Genomic DNA, 21,956 nt, shown 5'->3' on the forward strand with positions numbered 1-21,956 from the left:
ATCGAGAATTCGCAGTATGCCCCGATGGGTGTTCATCGCCGCCGCGGTGCTGGTCGCCGCGCTGGTGGTGTTCGCCGGCTACACCGCGCTGAACCGGATCGGCAAGACGAACATCACCGCCTACTTCACCTCCACCAGCGGCCTCTACGCCGGTGACGATGTGCGGGTGCTCGGGGTCAAGGTCGGCAGCATCGACTCGATCGAGCCGAGCGCCGATCAGGTGAAGGTCGAGATGACCATCGACCGCGGCATCGACCTGCCCGCCGACTCCCGCGCGGTGATCATCGCGCCGTCGCTGGTCGCGGCCCGTTTCATCCAGATCGCCCCCGCCTACACCGAGGGCCCGAAGCTGGAAGACGGCGCCACGATCGGCATCGAACGCACTGCCGTTCCAGTGGAGTGGGATGACATCAAGGCCGAATTGTCCAAGCTGGCAACGGCACTCGGGCCGGTCGGGGAAGACCAGCAGGGTTCGTTCGGCCGGTTCGTCGATACCGCCGCGGAGAACCTCGACGGCAACGGCGACCGATTCCGGGAGACGCTGCGCGAGCTGTCGGCGACGCTGACCACGCTCTCCGACGGCCGCACCGACCTGTTCGGCACCATCCGCAACCTGCAGCATTTCGTCGAGGTGCTCTCGGCGAGCAATGAGCAGATCGTGCAGTTCGGCGGCAGGCTCGCCTCGGTGTCGTCGGTGCTGGCCGGTGTATCGAATGATCTCGGCGCGGGTCTGGACAACCTGGATATCGCCGTCGCCGACGTCAAACGCTTCCTCGACAGCAGCGGCGCCGAACTCACCGAGGGCGTGCAGAAGCTCGCCGACGCCACTCAGATTTTGGTCGACAAGCGCCCCGAGCTGGAACAGGTGCTGCACTCCGGCCCGACCGCGCTGGTGAACTTCTATCAGATCTACAAGCCCGCACAGGGCACGCTGACCGGTGCCATCGCGTTGAACAACACCGCGGATCCGCTCAGCTTCCTGTGCGGATCGGTGCAGGCGCGCGAGGGATACAACTCCGATCAGAGTGCGGCTCTGTGCGCGGAGTTCCTGGCGCCGGTGCTGAAATCGCTCGCGATGAACTACCCGCCGCTGCTGGCCAATCCGGCGACCGGTGTCACCGCGTTCCCGGACCAGCTGGTGTTCAGCCCGGAGTCGCTGGCGGGCACCCAGCAGACCCAGGGGCCTGCCCCGGCTCGCGGTGCCGCGCCGGTGACGGTGCCCAGCGGCATCGCCGGGCTTGCCATTCCGGGATTGCCCGCGCCGCCGGCGCCGGGAGGAGGGCGATGATGCGCAAACCAAAGGCGATGCGCCGCACCGCGGCCGTCGCGGTCGGACTCACCCTGGCGCTCGGCGTCACCGGGTGTCAGTGGGACGGGCTGAACTCGCTACCGATGCCCGGTAACGAGGGCACCGGCGAGGGCGCGTACCAGGTGCGCATCCAGATGCCGAATGTCACCACGCTGACCCGCAATTCGCCGGTCCGCGTCGACGACGTCGCGGTCGGCACCGTCACCGGGATCGAGGTGGAGGGCTGGCACGCGCTGGTCACCGTCTCGCTCAATCCCGATGTGGTGCTGCCCGCCAACGCGGTCGCCAAGATCGGGCAGACCAGTCTGCTCGGCAGCAATCATGTGGAACTGGCGCCGCCGACGAACATGCAGCCGCAGGGCAGGCTCAGCGACGGCGATGTGATCCCGCTCGACCGCGCCGGGGCCTATCCGACCACCGAGCAGGTGCTGTCGTCGCTGTCGGTGGTGCTCAACGGTGGCGGCATCTCGCAGCTGGAGACCATCACGCGCGAGCTGAACGCGGCCTTCGTCGGCAACGAGGACGAGATCCGCGATCTGCTGCCGCAGCTCAACGACCTGACCACCAACCTGCAATCGCAGACCAACGACATCATCGCCGCGATGGCGGGGCTGGACCGGCTCGGCGGGCAGCTGAACCAGCAGCGTGATCTGGTGGGCCGGGCGATCGAGCAGATCCATCCCGCGCTCACGGTGCTGGCCGATCGCCGGGAGAACATCACCCATACGCTCACCGCGCTCGGCGATCTCAGTGAGGTCACCCAGCGGATCATCGACAACGCCGGCGACAACCTGAAGGCGAATCTCGCGGCACTAGGGCCGGTCCTGCAAACCCTGGCCGACACCGGCAACAACCTCACCGAGGCCCTGAAGATCGCGTTGAGCTTCCCGTTCCCGATGAAGAACCTCGGCAACGCCATCAAGGGCGATTACCTCAACCTGTTCATGACCGTGGATATGACCGGCAAACGCCTGGATTCCAACTTCCTCACCGGAACCCCGCTCGGCGGCCGGTTCGGCGGTGTGGAAGGCGTCCTCGGCACCTTCGCGCCGGAAACCGCCGGGCAGCAAGGTAATCCGCTGACCACGCCGATGCAGCCGCCGGCCGGTCAACCCGGCGCGCCCGCGCCCACCATCCCCGGGCTGCCGCCGATTCCCGGCCTGCCCGCCATTCCCGGGCTGACCGTGCCGCTGCCCGGCGCGGCCGCCCCGGCACCCGCGCCGGAAGGGGGACAGGGGCGGTGACGCTCACCAAATTCGTCAAGATCCAGCTGGCGATCTTCTCCGTACTCACCGTGATCGGCCTAGTGGTCATGGGTGGCACCTACATCGGTGTGCCCGCGATGCTCGGCATCGGCCGCTACAAGGTCACGGTGCAGCTGGAGGCGACCGGCGGGCTGTACCAGCAGGCGAACGTGGCTTACCGCGGCACGAACGTCGGCAAGGTGACCGAGGTCCGGCTGACACCCGAAGGGGTGGAGGCGGATCTGTCCATCGACAGCGACTACAAGATCCCCGGTGACTCCGAGGCCTGGGTGCGCAGCGTGTCCGCGATCGGCGAACAGTACGTCGACCTGGTGCCGGTCGAAGACGGCGGCGACGGAAACCTGTACGACGGCAGCGTGATTCCGGTGGAGCGGACCAAGCTTCCGCAGGACGTGGGTGCGCTGCTCGACCAGACCGACCGCCTGTTGTCCAGTGTCGCCGACACTCGGCTGCGGCAGGTGATCGACGAGGCGTTCCGCGCGTTCAACGGCGCAGGTCCCGACCTGCAACGCTTCATCGATTCGGCGGCCCTGCTGGTGCAGGAAGCCAAGGATAGCGCCGAGCCGACCAAGCAGCTGATCGAACAGATCGGGCCGCTGCTGGACACCCAGGTCCGCTCCGAGGACGCCATCCGTTCTTGGACCGCCGATCTGGCCACGGTGACCGATCAACTGCGCGAACACGATCCGGCTCTGCGCAATATCCTGCGCGACGGACCGGCCGCACTGGAGACCGTCACCAATCAGTTCGACTCGCTGCGTCCGACGCTGCCGCTGCTGCTGGCCAATCTGGTGAGCCTGGGCCAGGTCGCGGTCACCTACAACGCGGGTGTCGAACAGATCCTTGTCGTCTACCCGCCGCTGGTCGCGGCCCTGCTGACCTCGATCCGCGGGCCGCTCGAGTACGGCGCGCTGGTCGACTTCATGACCACCCTGAACGATCCGCCGCCGTGCACCACCGGATTCCTGCCGCCGGATCAGCGCCGCGCACCCAGCGAACTCGACACCATCGATACCCCGTCCGGCCTGTACTGCAAGGTTCCGCAGGATTCGCCGGTCGCGGTGCGCGGCATCCGCAACACTCCCTGCGCGGAGTTCCCCGGACGGCGGGCGCCCTCGCCGGAGCTGTGCCGCACCGGGTACGTTCCGGAGGGCAACAACCCGCCCTTCGGCCCGCCGCAGCCCGTCGCCCCCGCGTCCGCGCCGTTGATCCCGGGCTCGGCCCCGGCCGGTGCGCCGTCGGCGGGATCTGGCGCAATGACCACGCCCGCCGCCGCCAGGTCCTACGATCCGGCCACGGGCGTCTATATCGGCACCGACGGCCGCACCTACCGGCAGGGAAATATCGATCCTGGCGGATCGGGAACGGTTCCGTCGAGTTGGCAAGCGATGTTCGAGGAGCAGCAACGATGAGCGAAAAGAACAACAGCCGGACTCGTCGGCGCGCGAGCCGTTCCGCGGGCCCGCCGGTCGACGAGGTACGCACCGAGGCCCTACCTGCCTCGGACCCGGACCGCAGCGATGCGGTCGAGCCCGGTACTGCCGTACCGGGCTCTGCCCATGTTCGGGGGCAGGAACCGGACAAGCCGGACACGGGGATGGTTGCGGCGTCGGAGGCGGCCGAGGGCCGGGGCGATACTGCGGCGTCCGAGGCGGACCGCGTCGACGCGGATGCGGACACGGTGAAGACGGGCGCGGCCGAGGCCGACACCGTCAAGCTGAGTTCGGGCGCGGCCGACACCGTCAAGCTGAGCGCCGGCGCGGCCGAGGCCGACACTGTCGAGCTGAGTTCGGGCGCGGCCGATGCGGACACGGTGAAGCTGAGCACCGCGACGGCGAATCCGGATGCCGACACGGTGAAACTCGACAAGGCCTCCCCGGACAAGGGTGATGACAGTGCCGAGGACGAGCGTCCCGGCCGCTCGGCCCTGCGCATCCTCGCCGTCGCCGCGTCGGCGATCGTCGCCCTCGCTCTGGTGGCCGGTGCGGTGATCTCGGTCTTCGCGGTCCGCTCGGCCGACGAGCGCGATGCCCTGCGCGCCGAGTACATCCAGACCGCCCGGCAGACCGTGCTGAACCTGACCACCATCCGCGCGGATACGGCCAAGGAGGACATCGACCGCATCCTCACCATGGCGTCGGGCGAGTTCAAGGACGAGTTCAACGGCCGGGTCGACCCCTTCACCGAGGTGGTCAAGCAGGCCAAGGTGCAGTCCACCGGTGAGGTCGTCGAGGCCGCCCTGGAGAGCTCGGACGATAACTCCGCGCGGGTGCTGGTGGCCGCCAAACAGACCGTGACCAACGCGGGCCAGGAAGGTCCGCAACTGCGGTACTACCGATTCCGGATCACTGTGACCAACAGTGATGCCGGGATGACCGCCTCTGATGTGGAGTTCGTGGCATGAGTGCTTTGCGTTTGCGCACCAAGATCCTGCTCGGCGTGACGGCGGTCGTCGTTGCCGCGTCGGCGATCATCCTCGGTATCAACGGCTACCGTTACTGGGACGATCAGCGGTCCGAGGATTCACGCGCCGCGGCCGTGGAAGCCGCGAGCCGCACCGTCTCGGCCATGTTCAGCTACGAACACACCACCGTCGAAACCGAACTGCCGAAGGCTGCCGACAACCTCGCCGACCCGTTCCGCAAGGACTATCTGACGCTGATCGAGAAGGCGATCGTCCCCGGCGCCAAGGAAAAGCAGCTCACCGTCGCGGCCACCACCCAGGCCGCCGGCGTCGTCTCCGCCGACCGCGCCCACGCCGTGGTGATGCTGTACCTGAACCAGGTCACCACCAGCAAAGACAGCCCCCAGGGCACCACCTCGGGCAGCCGGGTGCGGGTCGAGATGGACAAGTCCGACGATCGTTGGCTGGTGGCCTCGGTAACCCCGATCTGAACCAGCTACCCGCTCAACGAGATCTCGAGCCGCTGGCCCACCGCGGTGGCCAGCCGTTGTTCCGGCTGCCTCAGATCTTGACGTTGGCCCAGCGGGCGAAGGTCGATAACGCGTCGGCGCTGCGGCGGGAGTGGGCGAGGACGCGGATGGTTTCGTGGACCTGCGGGTGGTTGCGGGTCAGTTCGGGGGCGATGCGGCGGGCCTGGTCGAGGCTGGTGAGGGCGCGCTGTTTATCACCGTGGAGTAGCCAGGCTCGGGATACGTCGATCCAGTGGTGGCCGGCGCGAGACGGTGCCACCGATTTCGGCAGATGGATTTGTTCGGCACGGGCGACAGCTGTTGTGCCGTCGGATAATTCGACGGGGACGGCGACGGAATGGATATCGACGTTCGATGGGCGGAATCCGGTTCCATAGTTGCTGTATCGCTGTCCGGCGACGGCCGCAGCGATGCCACGGGCCTCGGTCAAATGTGTTTCAGCAGCATCACCGTCCAAGGCGCGTGCAGCAAGTATCGAGCCACGTAAGTGCAGCGCGCCGCGGACGGCCAACAGGTCGGGTGTCGTCGGTAGCTCTTCGCTGGCGGCGTGCGCGCGCTCGATGATGCGCAGACCGCTCGGGTAAGCGCCCGAATACAGCAAGATCAGCGCTCGGTTGTAGTTCGCGGCAATCGGCCAGATCGGGTCGCCGCTACGATCGGCTGCCCACATGCAACGTTCTGCGGCCAGCCCGGCGAGATCGAGATAGCCGTACTGGTAAGCGAATAGCATGGCTTTGCTGTAGGCGTACGCGAGGGTGGAGTGAATCAGCTCTAGGCGGTCGTCAGAATTCTCGTCCTCGGCGAGTACGTGCAGACCGTGGATCACGTCGGGGAGCTCCGCGGTGAGGTCGCTGTAGCGTGCCCGCCGCATGCCCTCCCGAACACGGTCGAGCGCCGCCGTCAGCTCGTCCAATGTGATTGGTTCGGTGAGGGGTTCGTCGTTGAACGCCAGAATCCTGCGACGCAGTTCCCGGATGGTCGCGTGTGCGGCATTGTCGTCACGGACGGGAGAGTAGGGCTGGCCGGTGAGGTCTTCGATATTCACCCCGAGAGTGCGCGCCACAGTCGCGATAAACGCAGGCGAGGCCGCTCTCGAGCCCTGCTCGACCTTGCGTAGCAGAGAGAGTGAAACGTTCGCCTTGTATGCGAGCTGTGGTTGCGTGAGCCGCGCCAGTTTACGAGCCCTGGCGGTGCGTGCCCCGATCCCGGCGTCGTCCATACCTCAACGGTGACACACGTTGTGCCACTTCGCACCAGGTCAGGCGGACAAAGCTCGACGCACGCCCCGCCGCCGGGTCGACGTCGAGTCCTCGGCGGCGGGTGCAGACCATTCGGCGATCAGACAGGGGCGGTACATGGGGTGTGTGGAGAACAGGCGGCACCGGGCCATCGGGTTGGTCCGGCGCGGGGCGAACGGCGGTCAGGCGGCCGATCTGCCCGCCGTGGCGGACCGGCACGGCTACGACTTGGTCTATACGGTCACGCTGGATGTGCGGCCGCTGGTGGCGGCGATGGTGATCGCCCAGCACCTCGGCGACCACGCGGCCTCGGCGGTCGCCGTACCGACCTTTGAACACGCCGAGCCGTATCGGGTGCTGATCACCGAATTCGCGGATCTGCTGACGCCGGTCCAGCGCTACCCGCGCGGTCACAGCTGGCCCGAGCGCCGGTGACGCGGGATTCGGTCGCCTGGTCGCGCGGCAGGCGGACGATGAAGGTGGTTCCTGCACCAACGGTGCTGCGCACATCAACGGTTCCACCGTGTGCGGCGACCAAGGCCTGCACGATGGACAGTCCGAGCCCCGTCCCGCCGCTGTCGCGGCTGCGTGAGGTGTCGGTGCGGTAGAAGCGCTCGAAGATCCGGGCGGCTTCCTCGGCGGGCAGGCCCGGACCGGTGTCGGCTACTTCGAGCAGGACCTCCTCGGCGCCCGGGGTCAGTGTGACGGTGATCGCCGCGTCCGGCGGGGTGTGCACGAGGGCGTTGTTCAGCAGGTTGGCCAGCACCTGACGCAGGCGGGCGGCGTCGCCGGCCACCTCGTAGGTTCCGGTTCCCGGCCGCGCGTCGAGGTCGATGCGGCGCGGCGGCAGCTCGGGGTGACGGGCGGCTGCCGCGGCGCGCGCACTGTGCACGGCGTCGCTGGCCAGGGCGAGCAGATCGACCTGTTCCCGTTCGAGTGGGCGTTGGGCGTCGAGCCGGGCCAGCATCAGCAGGTCACCGACCAGCACGCTCATCCGGTTGGCTTCGCTCTCGATGCGCTCCATGAACAGGCCCGCGTCGGTGGCCGCGCCCTGGCGGTAGAGCTCGGCGAAACCGCGAATCGTGGTGAGCGGGGTGCGCAGTTCGTGGCTGGCGTCGGCGATGAAGCGGCGCATCTTGGTCTCGGAGCGCCGCGCCGCCTCCTCGGAGGCCTCGGCCGCGGCGAAACCGGTCTGGATCTGGCTGAGCATGGCATTGAGTGAGGTGGCGAGGCTATCGACCTCGGTGTTGGTGCCGCGCACCGGAACTCGCCGATGCAGATCACCGGCGGCGATCTCCGCGGCGATCTCCTCGACCTCGACCAGCCGCCGCAGACTGCGCCGGATGACGAAGTACGCGGCCACCGCCAGCGCCGCCAGCACCACCGCGCCGATCACCAGTTCCAGCGCGATGAGGCGGTCGATGATGGCCTCGGTTTCGTCCATCCGCAGCGCGACCAGACTCGAGCCCTGCGGAGTCCGTAGATTCAGGACACGCCAGTTCGACGAATCGCCGTCGGTGGAGCCGGTGGTGAACGGGCCGGTCCCGGCGTCGGCGGGCACATCCGGCGCACCGGCGGCCTGGTCATCGAGTTGTAGCACTCGGCCGGACGAATCCTGCACCCGCGCGTAGAACAGCACCGGCGGGCGCTCGAACCCCGGCCGCCCCGGCAGCCGGTGCAAGGCAGGCCCGCCCGGGCTCGCCCAGGTATGCGCGGCTTCGACCAGCTGCTGGTCGAGGCGATCGACCAGGGCTGTGCGCAGCGCGGAGGTGACCGCAACGCCGGAGGCGAGTAGTCCGGCCCCCGCCAGCGTGACCAGTGCCAGCACCAGCGTCACGCGCAGCGGAACGGCCGCGAGTCTGTTTCCGAGCGTGCGCTCCAGCTGCCGTAGCGGACCCGTCGCGCGCCCGTCCGCGACCTCGGTTGCTCCCCTGTCGACGCTCACCGTGCCCGGCCGTCCTCCGGCTCCCGCATCACATAACCCACCCCACGCAAGGTGTGGATCAGCCGCCGTTCACCGGTGTCGACCTTCTTGCGAAGGTACGACACATACGTCTCCACCACTCCGACCTCGCCGCCGAAGTCGTAGCGCCACACGTGATCCAGGATTCGTGGCTTGCTCAGCACCGTGCCCGCGTTGACCAGGAAGTACCGCAGCAGCGTGAATTCGGTGGGCGACAACGCCACCGGCTCACCGGCTTTCCACACCTCATGGGTGTCGTCGTCGAGCTCGATATCGGCGAACCGCAACCGGGCACGCTCCGGCTGCGGATTCACCTGACCAGCTCGGCGCAGGATCACCCGCAGCCGCGCGACCACCTCTTCCAGGCTGAACGGTTTGGTGACGTAATCGTCGGCGCCGAGGGTCAGCCCGGTCACCTTGTCGTGCACGTCGTCGCGGGCGGTGAGGAACAGCACCGGTGCGTCGATCCCGTCGGCGCGCAGCCGGCGCAGCAGCCCGAACCCGTCCATGCCGGGCATCATCACATCGACGATGAGTGCCTGCGGCCGGAAGGTCCGGGCCAGGTCGAGCGCTTGGGCGCCGTCGGCGGCGGTGGCCACCTCGAAGCCCTGGAAGCGCAGGCTGACGTCGAGCAGTTCGACGATCATCGGCTCGTCGTCGACCACCAGCACCCGTGCCTCGGGTGCCTGTCGCGGCGTTGCGGTCATGGATCCACGCTGGCGCGCGCCGCTGGGATCGGGCTGCGGACTCGCTGTGTGGTTGCTGTGAACCTGGGTCAGCGCTGCGGCTCGGAGTAGATGTCCTCATCGGAGAGCAGGGCGCTGCCTGCGACCTGATCGTGCGCCAGCGCGTCCAGGAACGCGCGGGCCCAGCGGTCGACGTCGTGGGTGAGCACCTGCCTGCGCAGCGACCGCATCCGGCGCCGCTTGGTGTCGCGATCGTCGGTCAGCGCCGAGGCGATGGCATCCTTCACCGAATCCAGGTCATGCGGATTGCACAGATACGACTGCCGCAATTCCGCTGCCGCACCGGTGAATTCACTCAGCACCAGGGCACCGTTGAGGCCGCTGTGGCAGGCCACGTACTCCTTGGCCACCAGGTTCATCCCGTCCCGCAGCGGCGTCACCAGCATGGCGTCGGCGGCGACGAAGAAGGCGATCAGTTCCTCACGCGGGATCGGCCGGTGCAGATAGTGCACCACCGGGTAGCCGACCCGGGCGAACTCGCCGTTGATCCGGCCGACCTGGCGTTCGATATCGCCGCGCATCTTGATGTAGCTCTGCACCCGCTCACGGCTCGGGGTGGCCAGCTGCACCATGACCGTGTCCGACGGGTCGACCCTGCCCTCCATCAGCAGCTCTTCCAGCGCATTGAGCCGGATGTCGATGCCCTTGGTGTAGTCGAGCCGGTCGACGCCGAGCAGGATGTTCTTCGGATTGCCCAGTTCGGCGCGGATCTTGGCCGCCCGTTCGCGCACCGAGCGGCGCCGCGAGTGCTCGTCGAGCTCGGCCGAGGCGATCGAGATCGGGAAGGCGCCCACGCGCACGTTACGGAAGCCGACCTGCACCACGCCCAGCTTCGACCGCACCCCGACGTTGCCGCGCGAAGTGGGCTGACCGGCCAGCCTGCGAGCCAGGTAGAGGAAGTTCTGCGCGCCGCCGGGCAGGTGGAAACCGATCAGATCGGCGCCGAGCAGGCCCTCGATGATCTCGGTCCGCCAGGGCATCTGCATGAACAGTTCCACCGGCGGGAACGGGATGTGCAGGAAGAACCCGATGGTCAGGTCCGGGCGCAGCATCCGAAGCATCTTCGGCACCAACTGGAGCTGATAGTCCTGCACCCAGACCGTCGCGCCCTCGGCGGCGACCTTCGCGGTGGCCTCGGCGAAGCGGCGATTCACCTGAACGTAGGCAGCCCACCATTTGCGGTCGTAGACCGGGCGCACGATGACGTCGTGGTAGAGCGGCCACAGGGTGCCGTTGGAGAAGCCCTCGTAGTAGTCCTCGACCTCCTGCGCCGTCAACGGGACCGGGTGCAGTTCGAGACCGTCTTCGATGATCGGGTCGACGTCGACGTCGGGCACACCGGCCCAGCCCACCCAGGCGCCCTTGTTCGAGCGCAACACCGGTTCCAGCGCGGTGACCAGCCCGCCGGGACTGCGCTTCCACCGGGTGCTGCCATCGGGAAGTTTTTCCAGATCGACCGGGAGCCGGTTGGCGACCACGACGAACCCGGAGTTACCGCCGCCCGCGCCGATGGGCTGGGCCTGGATCGGTTCGGGTTCGGCGACCTCGGTATCGATCGGCCCGGAGCCATTGGATACCGAACCGTCGGGCACGGAGCCGTTGGCCGCCGAAGCGGGCCCGGACGGGTCCGATGGGGCGTAGTCGGAGGAGTCGTTGTCGTTGGACGGCTGGTCGGTCATCTGGTCCACTCACGCATCCTTGTCTGAGGGCGGCGTGCGACTGCCCATCATTCGTCGGCTGTCGCCTTCGGGCCGTCGCTCACGCCGCGCTGCGCTTCGCTGTTCCCGGTTTCAGTTGTCGAAAGGATCGCCGGGCGCGCCGCCGATCCGAAGGTGCGGCGACTATTCGCCGCGCGCGCCGGGGCCGATGCCGAGCATCGACAGCAGCATCCGGCATTCGTCCGCATCGGCCGCGTAGGCGGCCACGACGCGCTGGGCCTGGCGAGCGGTTTCGTCGGCCAGCGGCTCCAGATCCTCGTCGGCGATTCCGTTCGCGCTGCTCTTCGCGGCCATCTTCAGTCCTCCCGGCAAATTGCGCTCGTACGTGCGAGTAGTCAATGGTATCTGGCGCGCGGCCCGGGCATACCCGGTGCCGGAGGCCCACCCCGTGTACCGGCGCTCGCGGTACCGATACCGTGGGCAGCGCAGTACCAACCTTACGAAAGGGTATGCGGATGCCACTGGCCACGGTGAACGGAATTTCACTCAACTACCAGGTCAAGGGCGACCGAGCCAAGGGCACCGACACCAAGGGCGGCGGCCCGCTGGTCGTGATGATCATGGGCACCGGTAGCCCCGGCCGGGTGTGGGAGCTGCATCAGGTGCCCGCTCTGGTGGCGGCCGGCTACCGGGTGTGCACCTTCGACAACCGCGGTATCGCGCCGTCCTACGAGGCCGCCGATGGGATGACCATCGATCAGCTGGTCGCCGATACCGCGGGCCTGATCGAACTGCTCGACGAGGGCCCGGCCCTGGTCGTTGGCACCTCCATGGGCGCGCGGGTCGCCCAGGAACTGGCGCTGGCCCGCCCCGACCTGGTGCGCAAGGCGGTGTTCCTCGCCGGCCACGGTCGCCTCGACCAGTTCCAGAAGACGCTCTCGCTCGGCGAACACGAGCTGGACGCGAGCGCCATCGCGCTGCCGCCGAAATACGAAGCGGCGGTGACCGCGGTGATGAACCTGTCACCGGCCACCATGGCCGACCCCAATGCCGCCCGTGACTGGCTGGACCTGTTCGAGTTCACCGGTGGGCCGGTCACGCCCGGCATCCGCGCTCAGCGGCGGATGGATCACGATTTCGACCGGGTGCAGGCCTATCGCGCGATCACGGTGCCGTGCCTCGCGGTGGGGTTCGCCGATGACCGGATGATTCCGCCCTACCTGTCGCGCGAGGTCGCCGACGCCATCCCCGGGGCCCGCTACCAGGAGATTCCGGACGCCGGACACTACGGCTACCTGGAGCGACCGGAAGCGGTGAACAAGATCCTGCTGGATTTCTTTGCCGCCTGATGACGGGGGGCGAGGTAACCGCCCAGCGGTAACGTATCCCTTGCTAGGGTCGACACAACGCTCGGGGTTTCCGACGCCCGCGGTTCGCGTAACCCGGCGCCGGTCTTCCCAGCAGCGATCCCGTACACAGCGCCAGTATCCAGTGAGGTGAAATGAGCACCAATCCCTTCGACGACGAAGACGGCCGCTTCTTCGTTCTGGTCAATGACGAGGAACAGCACTCCCTGTGGCCGGCCTTCGCGGAGGTCCCGGCCGGATGGCGAGTGGTGTTCGGCGAGGACAGCCGCGCCGCCTGCGTCGAGTACGTCGAGAAGAACTGGACCGACATGCGTCCCAAGAGCCTGCGCGACGCCATGGCTGCCGACGACGCGGCCCGCCAGGGCGCCCAGTCCTGACCGCGGTCGATACTGCGCCTCGGGACACCGTCGACCGGACCGCGTACCGCATGGCACCGTAAAACCCGGTGTCACGCGGTGCGCGCGTCCGGTTATGATTGCTCCGCTTTCCGCCTCCTTAGCTCAGTGGTAGAGCACCGCTCTTGTAAAGCGAAGGTCGTCAGTTCAATCCTGACAGGGGGCTCGAACAGAACGAGCGCGACATTACGTCGCGCTCGTTTCTTCTGTCCGGAGTCGGCCGCCGGATTCCCTCAGCCCTTCTGGGCCACGTAGTAACTGTTGAGCGGATCGGCCTCCTCATGGTGGATCCGCACGTCGGTGAATCCGGCGTCGGCGAGCATGGAGAGGGCTTTCTGTTCACCCCACACGGTGCCGAGGCCATCGCCGTCGAGGCCGAGGGAGACGGTCATGCAGTGCATGGTCGATACGGTGTAGAGGAAGGGGCCGAAGGGGAGGTCGGCGTTGTCTTCCAGGTGGCTGGAGGCCTGGATGTCGACCATGAGGAAGACGCCGTCATCGCGCAGGGCCCGGGCGATATTCGCGAGGACGGTGGCGGGGTGGGCCTGGTCGTGGATGGCGTCGAAAACGGTGATCGCGTCGAAGGCGTCGGTGGCGTCGAGCTCGGCCACATCGAGCACCTCGAATCTCGCATTGGTCACACCGAGTTGGGCGGCCTCGGCCCGTGCGGCCTCGATCGCTTCGACCGAGAAGTCGTATCCGATGAATCGGCTCGCCGGAAACGCCTGTGCCATCAGGTTGATCGCGTGGCCGCGACCGCAGCCGATATCGGCGAGGTCGATGCCCTCGTGCAGCCGCTCGGTCAGACCCGGCGCCATCGGCAGGATGCTGTCGATCAGCGCCGCGTCGAGCGTGCCCGCGCTGAACTCGGCCATGAACTGGTGGAAACGCGGATAGTTGTCGTAGGACAGACCGCCGCCGGCCCGGAAGCATTCGGCGATAGCGGGTTCCACCTCACCGAGCATCGAGACGACCTGCATGAATCGGGCGAGATTGTTCGGGCCGGCCGCACGGGTGAGCACCGCGGCGTGTTCGGCGGGAAGCCGGTAAGTCTGTGCGGCAGCGTCGAATTCGACGATCCCGGAGACGGTCATAGCGCCGAGCCATTCCCGCACATACCGTTCGTCGAGGCCCGCGGTGGCGGCGAGCTCGGCGCAGGTCACCGGACCGGGCAGGGTGGACATGGTGTCGAACAGTCCGGTCTGATGGCCGATGCTGGTCATCATCGCGGTACACCCGTCGTTGAGAACACCGACCATCCTTGCGGCGAACTCTTCGGTGGCGGTTTCGGTCGATGCCGGATGGACAGTGGTCATGATGCGCTCCTCGTCGACTCGCCGCGGGATTCGCGGCCGGAATGTCGTCGCTACCGGGGTGCGGCAGCGTGAGGAACTACGGGGCAGGCCGCCGGATCGGTTCATGGAGGGGCGACGAGCGGCCGCGCACGGTCGTCGGGACGCCCGCAACGGCCACGGTGCGGAGACGGCTACCTCCGCACCGCACAGCGGTTCAGTCCGGGACGTTGGCGCCGTAACCGAGCTCGCGCAGGGCCTGCTTGATCTTGGCCTGCGCCTCGTCGAGGGATTCGGGGGAGGGGTTCGGGTCGGCGCCGGAGATGTCGAAATTGCCCATGGTGAACGCTGGGAAGACGTGCACGTGCAGGTGCGGGACTTCCAGGCCCGCGATCAGCAGACCGGCGCGTGGCGCGTCGAAGGCGGTGCGCACGGCCTGGCCGACCTTCTGCGCGACGCCGGTGAGGCGGGCGAAGGTCTCGGGGTCGACGTCTTGCCACTGGTCGATCTCCGCGCGCGGGACCACCAGCGTGTGGCCCTGGGTGACGGGTGCGATGGTGAGGAAGCCGACGAATTCGTCGTCCTCCCACACGAATCGACCGGGGAGCTGACCAGCGATGATCGCACTGAAAACAGAAGCCATGCCCGCAGATTACGCGCCCGGCGCCGCATCGCGACCACCACCGGCACCGGGCGCGCTGCGGCCTAGACCGCGACGAAATGCGACAGCAAGCCCTGCACCTCGTAGATATCGACCTGACGGTTGAACTTCTTGTGCAAGGGCGTGGGGCTACCGGCGATCCAGATGGCGAGCTCGGCATCGAGATCGAAGGTGCCCGCCGTTTCCACCGAGAAATGCGTGATCGAGCGGTAGGGCACGCTGTGGTAGCTCACCTTGCGGCCCGACATGCCCTGCTTGTCGACCAGGATCAGCCGGCGGTTGGTGAACAGGATGGCATCGCGGATGAGGAGAAAGGCGGCATAGATCTGCTCACCGTTGCCGAGGAGTTTGGCGTATTCCTGCTGGGCCTGGCCGGGATCGATTCGCCCGGCGTTGCCCATGATTCCGTCCATCAGACCCATGGCCCGCACATCCTCCGCGTGCTCGGGTGAGGGAGCGCCCCCCCACTTCGGTTGTCAGCAACCATCATCCACGTGTTGGCCGCGTGCGGGCGGGTCGGTGGGCCGGACCTGCGACGTTCGTGGTGAACGTGGGTTCGCGGGTGTGGGCGGCGGGCGCCGCGAGCCGCGAACCTGACACGCGGAGCGGGACCGATGCACCTATAAGCTGTCTGCCGTGCGCGTACTCGTCATCGGTTCCGGAGCCCGTGAACATGCCCTCGTCCTCGCTCTGCGTCGCGACCCCGCGGTGCAGGCCGTGTTGGCCGCACCGGGCAATGCCGGCATTGCCCAGCACGCGCAGATCCGTCCGGTCGATCCCAGTTCCGCCGAGGCCGTGGTCGCGCTGGCCACCGAGCTGGCCGCCGACCTGGTCGTGATCGGTCCCGAGGTGCCGCTGGTGCTCGGCGTCGCCGATGCGGTGCGCGCGGCGGGAATCGCCTGCTTCGGCCCGTCCGCGGCCGCGGCCAGGATCGAAGGCTCCAAGGCGTTCGCCAAGGATGTGATGGCCGCCGCGGGTGTGCGCACGGCGCACAGCGAGGTGGTCGATACCCCGGCCGAGCTCGATGCCGCGCTGGACCGCTTCGGCCCCACCTGGGTGGTCAAGGACGACGGCCTGGCCGCGGGCAAGGGCGTCGTGGTGACCACCGACCGCTCCGCGGCCCGCGATCACGGCGCCGAACTGCTCGAGCAGGGCCATCCGGTGCTGTTCGAATCGTTCCTCGACGGGCCGGAAGTGTCGCTGTTCTGCCTGGTGGACGGCGAAACCGTGGTGCCGCTGCTGCCCGCGCAGGACCACAAGCGCGTCGGCGACGGCGATACCGGGCCGAACACCGGCGGCATGGGCGCCTACACCCCGCTGCCCTGGCTGCCGGAGGAGACGGCGCGCGCGATCGTCACCGATGTGGTGGAGCCGGTCGCCGCCGAGATGGTGCGCCGCGGCTGTGGTTTCTCCGGCCTGCTCTACGCCGGCCTGGCCATCGGCGCGGACGGCCCTGCGGTCGTCGAGTTCAACTGCCGCTTCGGCGACCCGGAAACCCAGGCGGTGCTCGCACTGCTGGACAGCCCGCTCGGCGAGCTGCTGTACGCCACCGCCACCGGCACCCTCGCGCAGGTGCAGCCGCCGCGCTGGAAGGACGGGTCGGCGATCACGGTGGTGCTCGCGGCCGAGAACTACCCCGGGCGGCCCAGGCTCGGCGACGTCATCACCGGTGCGGGCGAAGGCTCGGCCGACGATGCGGCCACCGTGCTGCACGCCGGCACCGCGCAGCGTGAGGACGGCGCCCTGGTTTCGGCCGGTGGGCGGGTGCTCAACGTCGTCGGCACCGGCGCCGATCTGGCCGCCGCGCGCACCGCCGCCTACGAGCGGATCGCGAGCATCAAGCTCCCCGGCAGCCACTACCGCACCGATATCGGGCTGGCCGCCGTCGAGGACCGCATCAGCGTGTAGGGGACGTCGGCGTTCCCGCGATGCGCGCTGTCGAGCGGTGTCGGTTCGCCCGGGGCCGCATCGCATCGCGACCGTCGCTGCGCGGGACGCCGGGATCGCTTGCCGCGTCGTCGCCAAGCGGGATGTGCCCCGGATTCTCGGCTTGCGTGGCCGTCGAGCGTGCCGGCCGGGACTCGTGGCCATCGTGCAGGAGGTGACCTCGAGCCGAGGCTCGGTCGGCCGTGCTCAGCTGTAGGTGAGCCCGTGCAATGCCAGCCAGCGCTGCGGGTCGACGTGCTGTCCGCCGACGATCACCTCGAAATGCAGGTGCGGGCCGGTGGAGTCGCCGCGGTTGCCCATGCGGGCGATCTGCATGCCGGCCGGGACGCGTTCGCCGACGGAGACGAAGAAGTCGTACATGTGGCCGTAGACGGAGATGCTGCCGTCATCGTGGCGGATGCGCACCCACAGGCCGAAACCCTGCGCGGGGCCCGCGTCGATGACGGTGCCGTTGGCGACGGCGTAGATCGGGGTACCGATCGGCCCTGCCACGTCGATGCCGTTGTGGAAGGTGCCCCAGCGCTGCCCGAACCCGGAGGTGAACACGCCGATCGCAGGGAGCACGAAGCCACCCGCACCGGGTGCGATGCCGCCGGGCAGCACCTCGCCGGGCGTCATCGTGATGGCAGGCGGTGGTGGCGTGCCCATCCACGGCTGACGTTCGCCCGCCGCGGCCGCCGCCGCTTCGTTGCGTGCGCGCTCCAGGGTGGCGCGGGCCGCCGCGGCCACCACGGCCGCTTCGCGCAGGCGTTCACCGTGGTCGACGGCATCGAGGTAGCGCCGCACCGAGGGTGTGGTGGTCTGCATCTGCCAGGGATAGGCCACCGCGATCCGCTGCGCCTGTCCCGGTGCTGGCCCGCGGTCGGAGACCAGGTCGGTGAAGCTGGAATCGGCCGCGGCGAACAATGCGACGACGGTGACGCCGCCGATCAGCACCCGGTGCTTGCGTAAGGTCGCGCGTACTTCGTCGCCGGTCGGGCGCTTCGCCGCCAGTGCGCGCAGGTCCTCGCGGGTGGGGCGCTCGGCCAGCAGCGCCCTGACATCCGCACGGGAGGGCCACCGCTCGGCCAGCTGCCGAGCCTGTGCGATCCGAGACGCGAACAACCTGCGCAGACCGCGCCGTTGTGTTTTCTCGCGGGCCCGCCAATCCGATGCGAGCACGACTCCGCCGACCATGCGCACGTCTTGCAGACGGTCCGATGCGTCGGGGTGCTCCTCGTCGGGCGAGCTGCCGGCGGGTTCGTTGTCGGCCGGGTTGTCGGTGGGTTCGTTGTCGGCCGGGTTGTCGGTGGGTTCGTTGTCGGCAGCGGTGTCGGCGGGTTCGTCGACAGCAGCGGTGTCGGCGGGCGCAGCGTTGCCTGGGCCGCGTGCTGGCGCATCGTCGGCGGGTGCGTCCGTGGCCCCGGTGTCAACGGGTGCGCCGGCGGGCGTCTCGACGTCGCCTCGGGAGTCCGCGGCCACGGCGACGGGTGTGGCCGCGGCAGTCCGGCGTCGCCATCGGGGGAGCCGGAAGGTGCGGCCGGCGGGCGCGCCTTCCCGAGCTGCTGGTGCGATGTCCGTTCGGCGCTGTTCATCGAGCCCGGCGCCGCCGGCTTTGTTGCCGTCGGTGGCGGGCTCTTCGGCGGAGTCCTGGTCGAGGGGCGACCGGGGGGCCTTCTCGAGCATCAGGTGCGACCATATCGCCCGACGGCGGTGAGCGTGTGCTCTACCGTCTGTCGGGTGTTCACAGAATCTCGGCGGTCGACCATTCCACCTTTTTACGTGATGGATGTCTGGAAAGCCGCAGCGGAACGAGCCAGGACGCACGGTGATGTGCTGGTGCTCGCGGCCGGGCAGCCATCGACGCCCGCGCCCGCGCCGGTATTGCGCGCGACCAAGATCGCCATCGACGCCGAATTGCTCGGCTACACCGAAACTTTCGGCATCCTCCCGCTGCGCGCCGCGATCGCCGAACACCACCGCTGCACCTACGGCTACCCGGTCGACCCCGACGACGTAGTGGTGACGACCGGTTCCTCCGGCGCCTTCACCCTCGTCTTCCTCGCCGCCTTCGACCCTGGCGACACCGTGGTGGTGGCCCGCCCCGGCTATCCGGCCTACCGCAACACCTTGACCGCGCTCGGCTGCCGGGTGGTGGAGCTCGACTGCGGCGCCGAGACCCGCTTCCAGCCCACCGTCGCCATGCTCGAGGCGCTGCCGCAGCCGCCGAAGGGCCTGGTGGTGGCCAGCCCGGCCAACCCGACCGGCACCATGATCGACCCCGACGAGCTGGCCGCGCTCGCCCGCTGGTGCGAGGCCAACGGCACCGTGCTCATCTCCGACGAGATCTATCACGGCATCACCTACGGCGGCGAACGCACCGCGTCGGCGTGGGAGACCTCCCGCGAGGCGGTGGTGATCGGCTCGGTCTCGAAGTACTTCTCGATGACCGGCTGGCGGCTGGGCTGGATGCTGGCGCCGACGGATATGCGGCCCGCCTTGCAGCGACTTGCCTCGAATATGACCGTCTGCCCGCCCGCCATCTCGCAGTACGCGGCGCTGCACGCGTTCGGCGCCGAGGCCAAAGCCGAACTCGACGGCCACGTCCGCCGCTACGCGACCAATCGAAAACTGCTGCTGGACGGCCTGGCCGAGCTGGGCATCACCGATCTGGCGCCCGCCGACGGCGCCTTCTACGCCTACGCCGACATCGCCCACCTCACCGGCGATTCCCGCGCCTGGTGCGCCGAGGTGCTCGAACATACCGGGGTCGCACTGGCGCCCGGACTGGATTTCGACACCGTCGCCGGCAATCACACCGTGCGCTTCTCGTTCGCCGGCGCCACCGCCGACATCGAAGCCGCGCTGGAACGGCTCGACCGGTTTCTGCGACGCTGAGCACTAACCAGGCGGTCGAACATAGTGTCCGGCAACAACTTTGCACAGTACGACCCCATCGCCGCGCGGATGCGGTAAAAACATCGGTGGCTGCTAATTCCTTCCGATTCCGCACGGATGAACTGATGATGACTGGCACGATGGCACGGTGATAACCGCGACGACCCCGAAAGGCGAACGGCGTCGCCAAGCTCTGGTAGCGGCCGCTGCCGAGCTCCTACTCGAAGGTGGGTTCGATGCAGTGCGGCATCGCTCCGTCGCGACCCGGGCAGAGCTGCCGCTGGCGTCCACCACCTACTACTTCGAATCGCTGGAGGATCTGATCGCGCGGGCGGTCGAGTTCAGCGGTAATGCCGAGTTGGAAGCGATGCGCAGGCGGATCGGCGAGGTGAGCCACCGCAGGCGCGGCGCCGAAGCCACCGTCGAACTGGTACTGGACCTGTTGATCGGCCCCGACGGTCAGGACGAGGGTGCGCGCGGGCAGTTGATCGCCCGCTACGAGCGCACCGTCGCCTCCGCGCGCCACCCCGAACTGCGGGAAGTGCAACAGCGACTACGTGCCCAGCTCGACGAACTACTCGCCGACGTGCTGCGCCGCTCCGACCGGGTGGTGCGGACCGAACAGCTGCGCAGGGTCGTCGCGGTGGTCGACGGCGCGGTGGTCGCGGCGCTCACCGAACGCGATCCGCAACCGCGGCGGATGGCCCGCGGGGCGCTGCTCGAAGTGATCGACATCGTCGCTCCGCCGACGCCGCAGCAGGTCGACCGGTTCCGAGCACTAGACTGACCGGACGTGAGCCTCGTCCCGAACGTCCTAGCCACCCGCTACGCCAGCCCCGAGTTGGTGCACCTGTGGTCCCCCGAGAACAAGATCGTGCTCGAGCGGCGGCTGTGGCTGGAGGTGCTGCGGGCGCAGTCCGAGCTCGGCATCGACGTGCCCGACGGCGTCCTCGCCGATTACGAGCGCGTCATCGACCAGGTGAACCTGGCCTCCATCGCCGAGCGTGAGCGCGTCACCCGCCACGATGTGAAGGCCAGGATCGAGGAGTTCAACGCGCTGGCCGGGCACGAGCACGTGCACAAGGGCATGACCAGCCGCGACCTCACCGAGAACGTCGAGCAGTTGCAGATCCGGCTCTCGCTCGAGCATGTGCACGCCCACGGCGTCGCCATCGCGGCCCGGCTGGCCGAACGTGCCGCCGAATACCAGGTGCTGGTGATGGCGGGCCGCTCGCACAACGTCGCCGCGCAGGCCACCACGCTGGGCAAGCGGTTCGCCTCCGCCGCCGACGAACTGCTGATCGCGCTGACCCGGCTGCGCGAACTGATCGACCGCTACCCGCTGCGCGGCATCAAGGGCCCGATGGGGACGGCCCAGGACATGCTCGATCTACTCGGCGGCGACGCGGCCAAGCTGGCCACGCTGGAACAGCAGGTGGCGCGCCACCTCGGCTTCGCGAACGTGCTGACCAGCGTCGGTCAGGTGTATCCGCGCTCGCTGGACCACGATGTGCTCTCCGCGCTGGTCCAGGTGGGTGCGGGGCCGTCGTCGTTCGCGCACACCATCCGGCTGATGGCGGGCCACGAGCTGGTCACCGAGGGCTTCCAGCCCGGCCAGGTGGGCTCCTCGGCCATGCCGCACAAGATGAACACCCGCTCCTGCGAGCGCGTCAACGGATTGCAGGTGGTGCTGCGCGGTTACGCGTCGATGGCCGCCGAGCTCGCCGGTGCGCAGTGGAACGAGGGTGACGTGTTCTGCTCGGTGGTGCGCCGGGTCGCGCTGCCGGACGCCTTCTTCGCCATCGACGGCATGATGGAAACCTTCCTGACGGTGCTCGCCGAATTCGGCGCCTACCCGGCCGTCATCTCCCGCGAACTGGACCGCTACCTGCCGTTCCTGGCCACCACCCGCATCCTGATGGCGGCCGTGCGCAGCGGCGTCGGCCGGGAGACCGCGCACGAGGTGATCAAGGAACACGCGGTGGCCGTGGCGCTGGCCATGCGGGAACAGGGCCGCGAACCCGATCTGCTCGACCGTCTCGCCGCCGATTCCCGGCTGCCGCTGGACCGGGCGGCGCTCGATGCCGCACTGGCGGACAAGTCGGCGTTCATCGGGGCCGCCGGCGCACAGGTCGGCGATGTGGTGGCGCAGGTGGACAAGCTCGTCGCCGCCTATCCCGAGGCCGCCCGGTACACGCCGTCGCCGATTCTCTGAGATCTCGCTGACCGCGCGGCGATCGCGCCGACCGCGCGGCTGTTGCCGACGTTCCGGTGGATTTCGATGGCGGGCGGCAGCGATAGTGG

General features: G+C 68.6%; 21 protein-coding genes and 1 tRNA gene. 13 read left to right on the forward strand and 9 right to left on the reverse strand.

Annotation, left to right across the window (positions count from 1 at the left end; translation table 11 throughout):
* The first annotated feature begins 16 nt into the window (after window positions 1-16).
* From AC4HOU_RS13535 to AC4HOU_RS13555, 5 genes are read left to right on the forward strand one after another with little or no spacing between them, the layout of a single operon-like run.
* Window positions 17-1,288: an MCE family protein gene (locus tag AC4HOU_RS13535; protein WP_228806037.1), complete on the forward strand. Its 1,272-nt coding sequence runs from the start codon at window positions 17-19 to the stop codon at window positions 1,286-1,288.
* Entirely contained in the window at window positions 1,288-2,553 is a 1,266-nt protein-coding gene (locus tag AC4HOU_RS13540; RefSeq protein ID WP_490724666.1) for an MCE family protein, read from the forward strand. The genes AC4HOU_RS13535 and AC4HOU_RS13540 overlap by 1 nt, the downstream gene beginning before the upstream one ends.
* Window positions 2,550-3,986 (forward strand): MCE family protein, encoded by a 1,437-nt coding sequence (locus AC4HOU_RS13545; protein ID WP_163814015.1) that lies wholly within the window; start codon window positions 2,550-2,552, stop codon window positions 3,984-3,986. The genes AC4HOU_RS13540 and AC4HOU_RS13545 overlap by 4 nt, the downstream gene beginning before the upstream one ends.
* The gene (locus tag AC4HOU_RS13550) at window positions 3,983-4,978 is read left to right on the forward strand and encodes an Rv1363c family protein (protein WP_490724565.1); all 996 of its coding nucleotides are present in this window, start codon (window positions 3,983-3,985) and stop codon (window positions 4,976-4,978) included. The genes AC4HOU_RS13545 and AC4HOU_RS13550 overlap by 4 nt, the downstream gene beginning before the upstream one ends.
* On the forward strand, window positions 4,975-5,469 hold the full coding sequence (locus tag AC4HOU_RS13555) for a h domain protein (protein ID WP_194991929.1): 495 nt from the start codon (window positions 4,975-4,977) through the stop codon (window positions 5,467-5,469). Before AC4HOU_RS13550 ends, AC4HOU_RS13555 begins: the two co-directional genes overlap by 4 nt.
* A 70-nt stretch (window positions 5,470-5,539) precedes the next feature.
* On the opposite strand, the gene AC4HOU_RS13560 is transcribed toward AC4HOU_RS13555, so the two are convergent.
* Entirely contained in the window at window positions 5,540-6,727 is a 1,188-nt protein-coding gene (locus tag AC4HOU_RS13560) for a helix-turn-helix domain-containing protein (RefSeq protein WP_490724566.1), read from the reverse strand.
* Between the two features lie 145 nt (window positions 6,728-6,872).
* Here AC4HOU_RS13560 and AC4HOU_RS13565 point away from each other — a divergent pair, with 145 nt between their 5' ends.
* Window positions 6,873-7,181: a hypothetical protein gene (locus AC4HOU_RS13565; RefSeq protein WP_490724567.1), complete on the forward strand. Its 309-nt coding sequence runs from the start codon at window positions 6,873-6,875 to the stop codon at window positions 7,179-7,181.
* On the opposite strand, the gene AC4HOU_RS13570 is transcribed toward AC4HOU_RS13565, so the two are convergent.
* The 4 genes from AC4HOU_RS13570 to AC4HOU_RS13585 all read right to left on the reverse strand — a co-directional run bounded on the left by AC4HOU_RS13570 (window position 7,108) and on the right by AC4HOU_RS13585 (window position 11,467).
* Complete coding sequence (locus AC4HOU_RS13570; RefSeq protein ID WP_490724667.1) at window positions 7,108-8,628, reverse strand: sensor histidine kinase; 1,521 nt, start codon at window positions 8,626-8,628, stop codon at window positions 7,108-7,110. The two genes, AC4HOU_RS13565 and AC4HOU_RS13570, sit on opposite strands and share 74 nt — an antisense overlap.
* A 59-nt stretch (window positions 8,629-8,687) precedes the next feature.
* A complete protein-coding gene (locus tag AC4HOU_RS13575) occupies window positions 8,688-9,416 on the reverse strand; it encodes a response regulator transcription factor (protein WP_194991931.1) in 729 nt (242 codons plus the stop codon).
* 68 nt (window positions 9,417-9,484) lie between these two features.
* Window positions 9,485-11,134, reverse strand: a complete 1,650-nt coding sequence (locus AC4HOU_RS13580; protein WP_178127958.1) for an alpha,alpha-trehalose-phosphate synthase (UDP-forming) — start codon at window positions 11,132-11,134, stop codon at window positions 9,485-9,487.
* 162 nt (window positions 11,135-11,296) lie between these two features.
* Window positions 11,297-11,467 (reverse strand): hypothetical protein, encoded by a 171-nt coding sequence (locus AC4HOU_RS13585; RefSeq protein ID WP_014348853.1) that lies wholly within the window; start codon window positions 11,465-11,467, stop codon window positions 11,297-11,299.
* A 161-nt stretch (window positions 11,468-11,628) separates the two neighbouring features.
* On the opposite strand from AC4HOU_RS13585, the gene AC4HOU_RS13590 reads away from it, so the two are divergent.
* The 3 genes from AC4HOU_RS13590 to AC4HOU_RS13600 all read left to right on the forward strand — a co-directional run bounded on the left by AC4HOU_RS13590 (window position 11,629) and on the right by AC4HOU_RS13600 (window position 13,041).
* A complete protein-coding gene (locus AC4HOU_RS13590; RefSeq protein WP_014348852.1) occupies window positions 11,629-12,462 on the forward strand; it encodes an alpha/beta fold hydrolase in 834 nt (277 codons plus the stop codon).
* 152 nt (window positions 12,463-12,614) lie between these two features.
* The gene (locus AC4HOU_RS13595) at window positions 12,615-12,857 is read left to right on the forward strand and encodes an MbtH family protein (RefSeq protein ID WP_011207082.1); all 243 of its coding nucleotides are present in this window, start codon (window positions 12,615-12,617) and stop codon (window positions 12,855-12,857) included.
* A 112-nt stretch (window positions 12,858-12,969) separates the two neighbouring features.
* Window positions 12,970-13,041: transfer RNA gene (locus AC4HOU_RS13600), tRNA-Thr, on the forward strand.
* Window positions 13,042-13,108: 67 nt separating this feature from the next.
* Here AC4HOU_RS13600 and AC4HOU_RS13605 read toward each other — a convergent pair.
* From AC4HOU_RS13605 to AC4HOU_RS13615, 3 genes are all read right to left on the reverse strand, one after another.
* A complete protein-coding gene (locus AC4HOU_RS13605) occupies window positions 13,109-14,191 on the reverse strand; it encodes a class I SAM-dependent methyltransferase (RefSeq protein ID WP_490724568.1) in 1,083 nt (360 codons plus the stop codon).
* Between the two features lie 193 nt (window positions 14,192-14,384).
* On the reverse strand, window positions 14,385-14,810 hold the full coding sequence (locus tag AC4HOU_RS13610) for an HIT family protein (RefSeq protein WP_163814022.1): 426 nt from the start codon (window positions 14,808-14,810) through the stop codon (window positions 14,385-14,387).
* A 62-nt stretch (window positions 14,811-14,872) separates the two neighbouring features.
* Window positions 14,873-15,250, reverse strand: coding sequence for a PH domain-containing protein (locus tag AC4HOU_RS13615; protein ID WP_163814053.1), 378 nt, complete (start codon window positions 15,248-15,250; stop codon window positions 14,873-14,875).
* 214 nt (window positions 15,251-15,464) lie between these two features.
* On the opposite strand from AC4HOU_RS13615, the gene purD reads away from it, so the two are divergent.
* On the forward strand, window positions 15,465-16,736 hold the full coding sequence (gene purD / locus AC4HOU_RS13620) for a phosphoribosylamine--glycine ligase (protein ID WP_490724569.1): 1,272 nt from the start codon (window positions 15,465-15,467) through the stop codon (window positions 16,734-16,736).
* 225 nt (window positions 16,737-16,961) lie between these two features.
* Here purD and AC4HOU_RS13625 read toward each other — a convergent pair whose 3' ends face one another.
* Window positions 16,962-18,440 (reverse strand): M23 family metallopeptidase, encoded by a 1,479-nt coding sequence (locus tag AC4HOU_RS13625; RefSeq protein ID WP_490724570.1) that lies wholly within the window; start codon window positions 18,438-18,440, stop codon window positions 16,962-16,964.
* 54 nt (window positions 18,441-18,494) lie between these two features.
* On the opposite strand from AC4HOU_RS13625, the gene AC4HOU_RS13630 reads away from it, so the two are divergent.
* The 3 genes from AC4HOU_RS13630 (at window position 18,495) to purB (ending at window position 21,867) form a co-directional block, all read left to right on the forward strand.
* Window positions 18,495-19,652 (forward strand): pyridoxal phosphate-dependent aminotransferase, encoded by a 1,158-nt coding sequence (locus AC4HOU_RS13630; RefSeq protein WP_490724571.1) that lies wholly within the window; start codon window positions 18,495-18,497, stop codon window positions 19,650-19,652.
* A gap of 148 nt (window positions 19,653-19,800) precedes the next feature.
* The gene (locus AC4HOU_RS13635; protein ID WP_163814025.1) at window positions 19,801-20,439 is read left to right on the forward strand and encodes a TetR/AcrR family transcriptional regulator; all 639 of its coding nucleotides are present in this window, start codon (window positions 19,801-19,803) and stop codon (window positions 20,437-20,439) included.
* Between the two features lie 6 nt (window positions 20,440-20,445).
* Window positions 20,446-21,867, forward strand: a complete 1,422-nt coding sequence (gene purB / locus AC4HOU_RS13640; protein ID WP_163814026.1) for an adenylosuccinate lyase — start codon at window positions 20,446-20,448, stop codon at window positions 21,865-21,867.
* The last annotated feature ends 89 nt before the right edge of the window (window positions 21,868-21,956 follow it).

The sequence above is a fragment of the Nocardia sp. JCM 38205 genome (genome assembly GCF_058222935.1).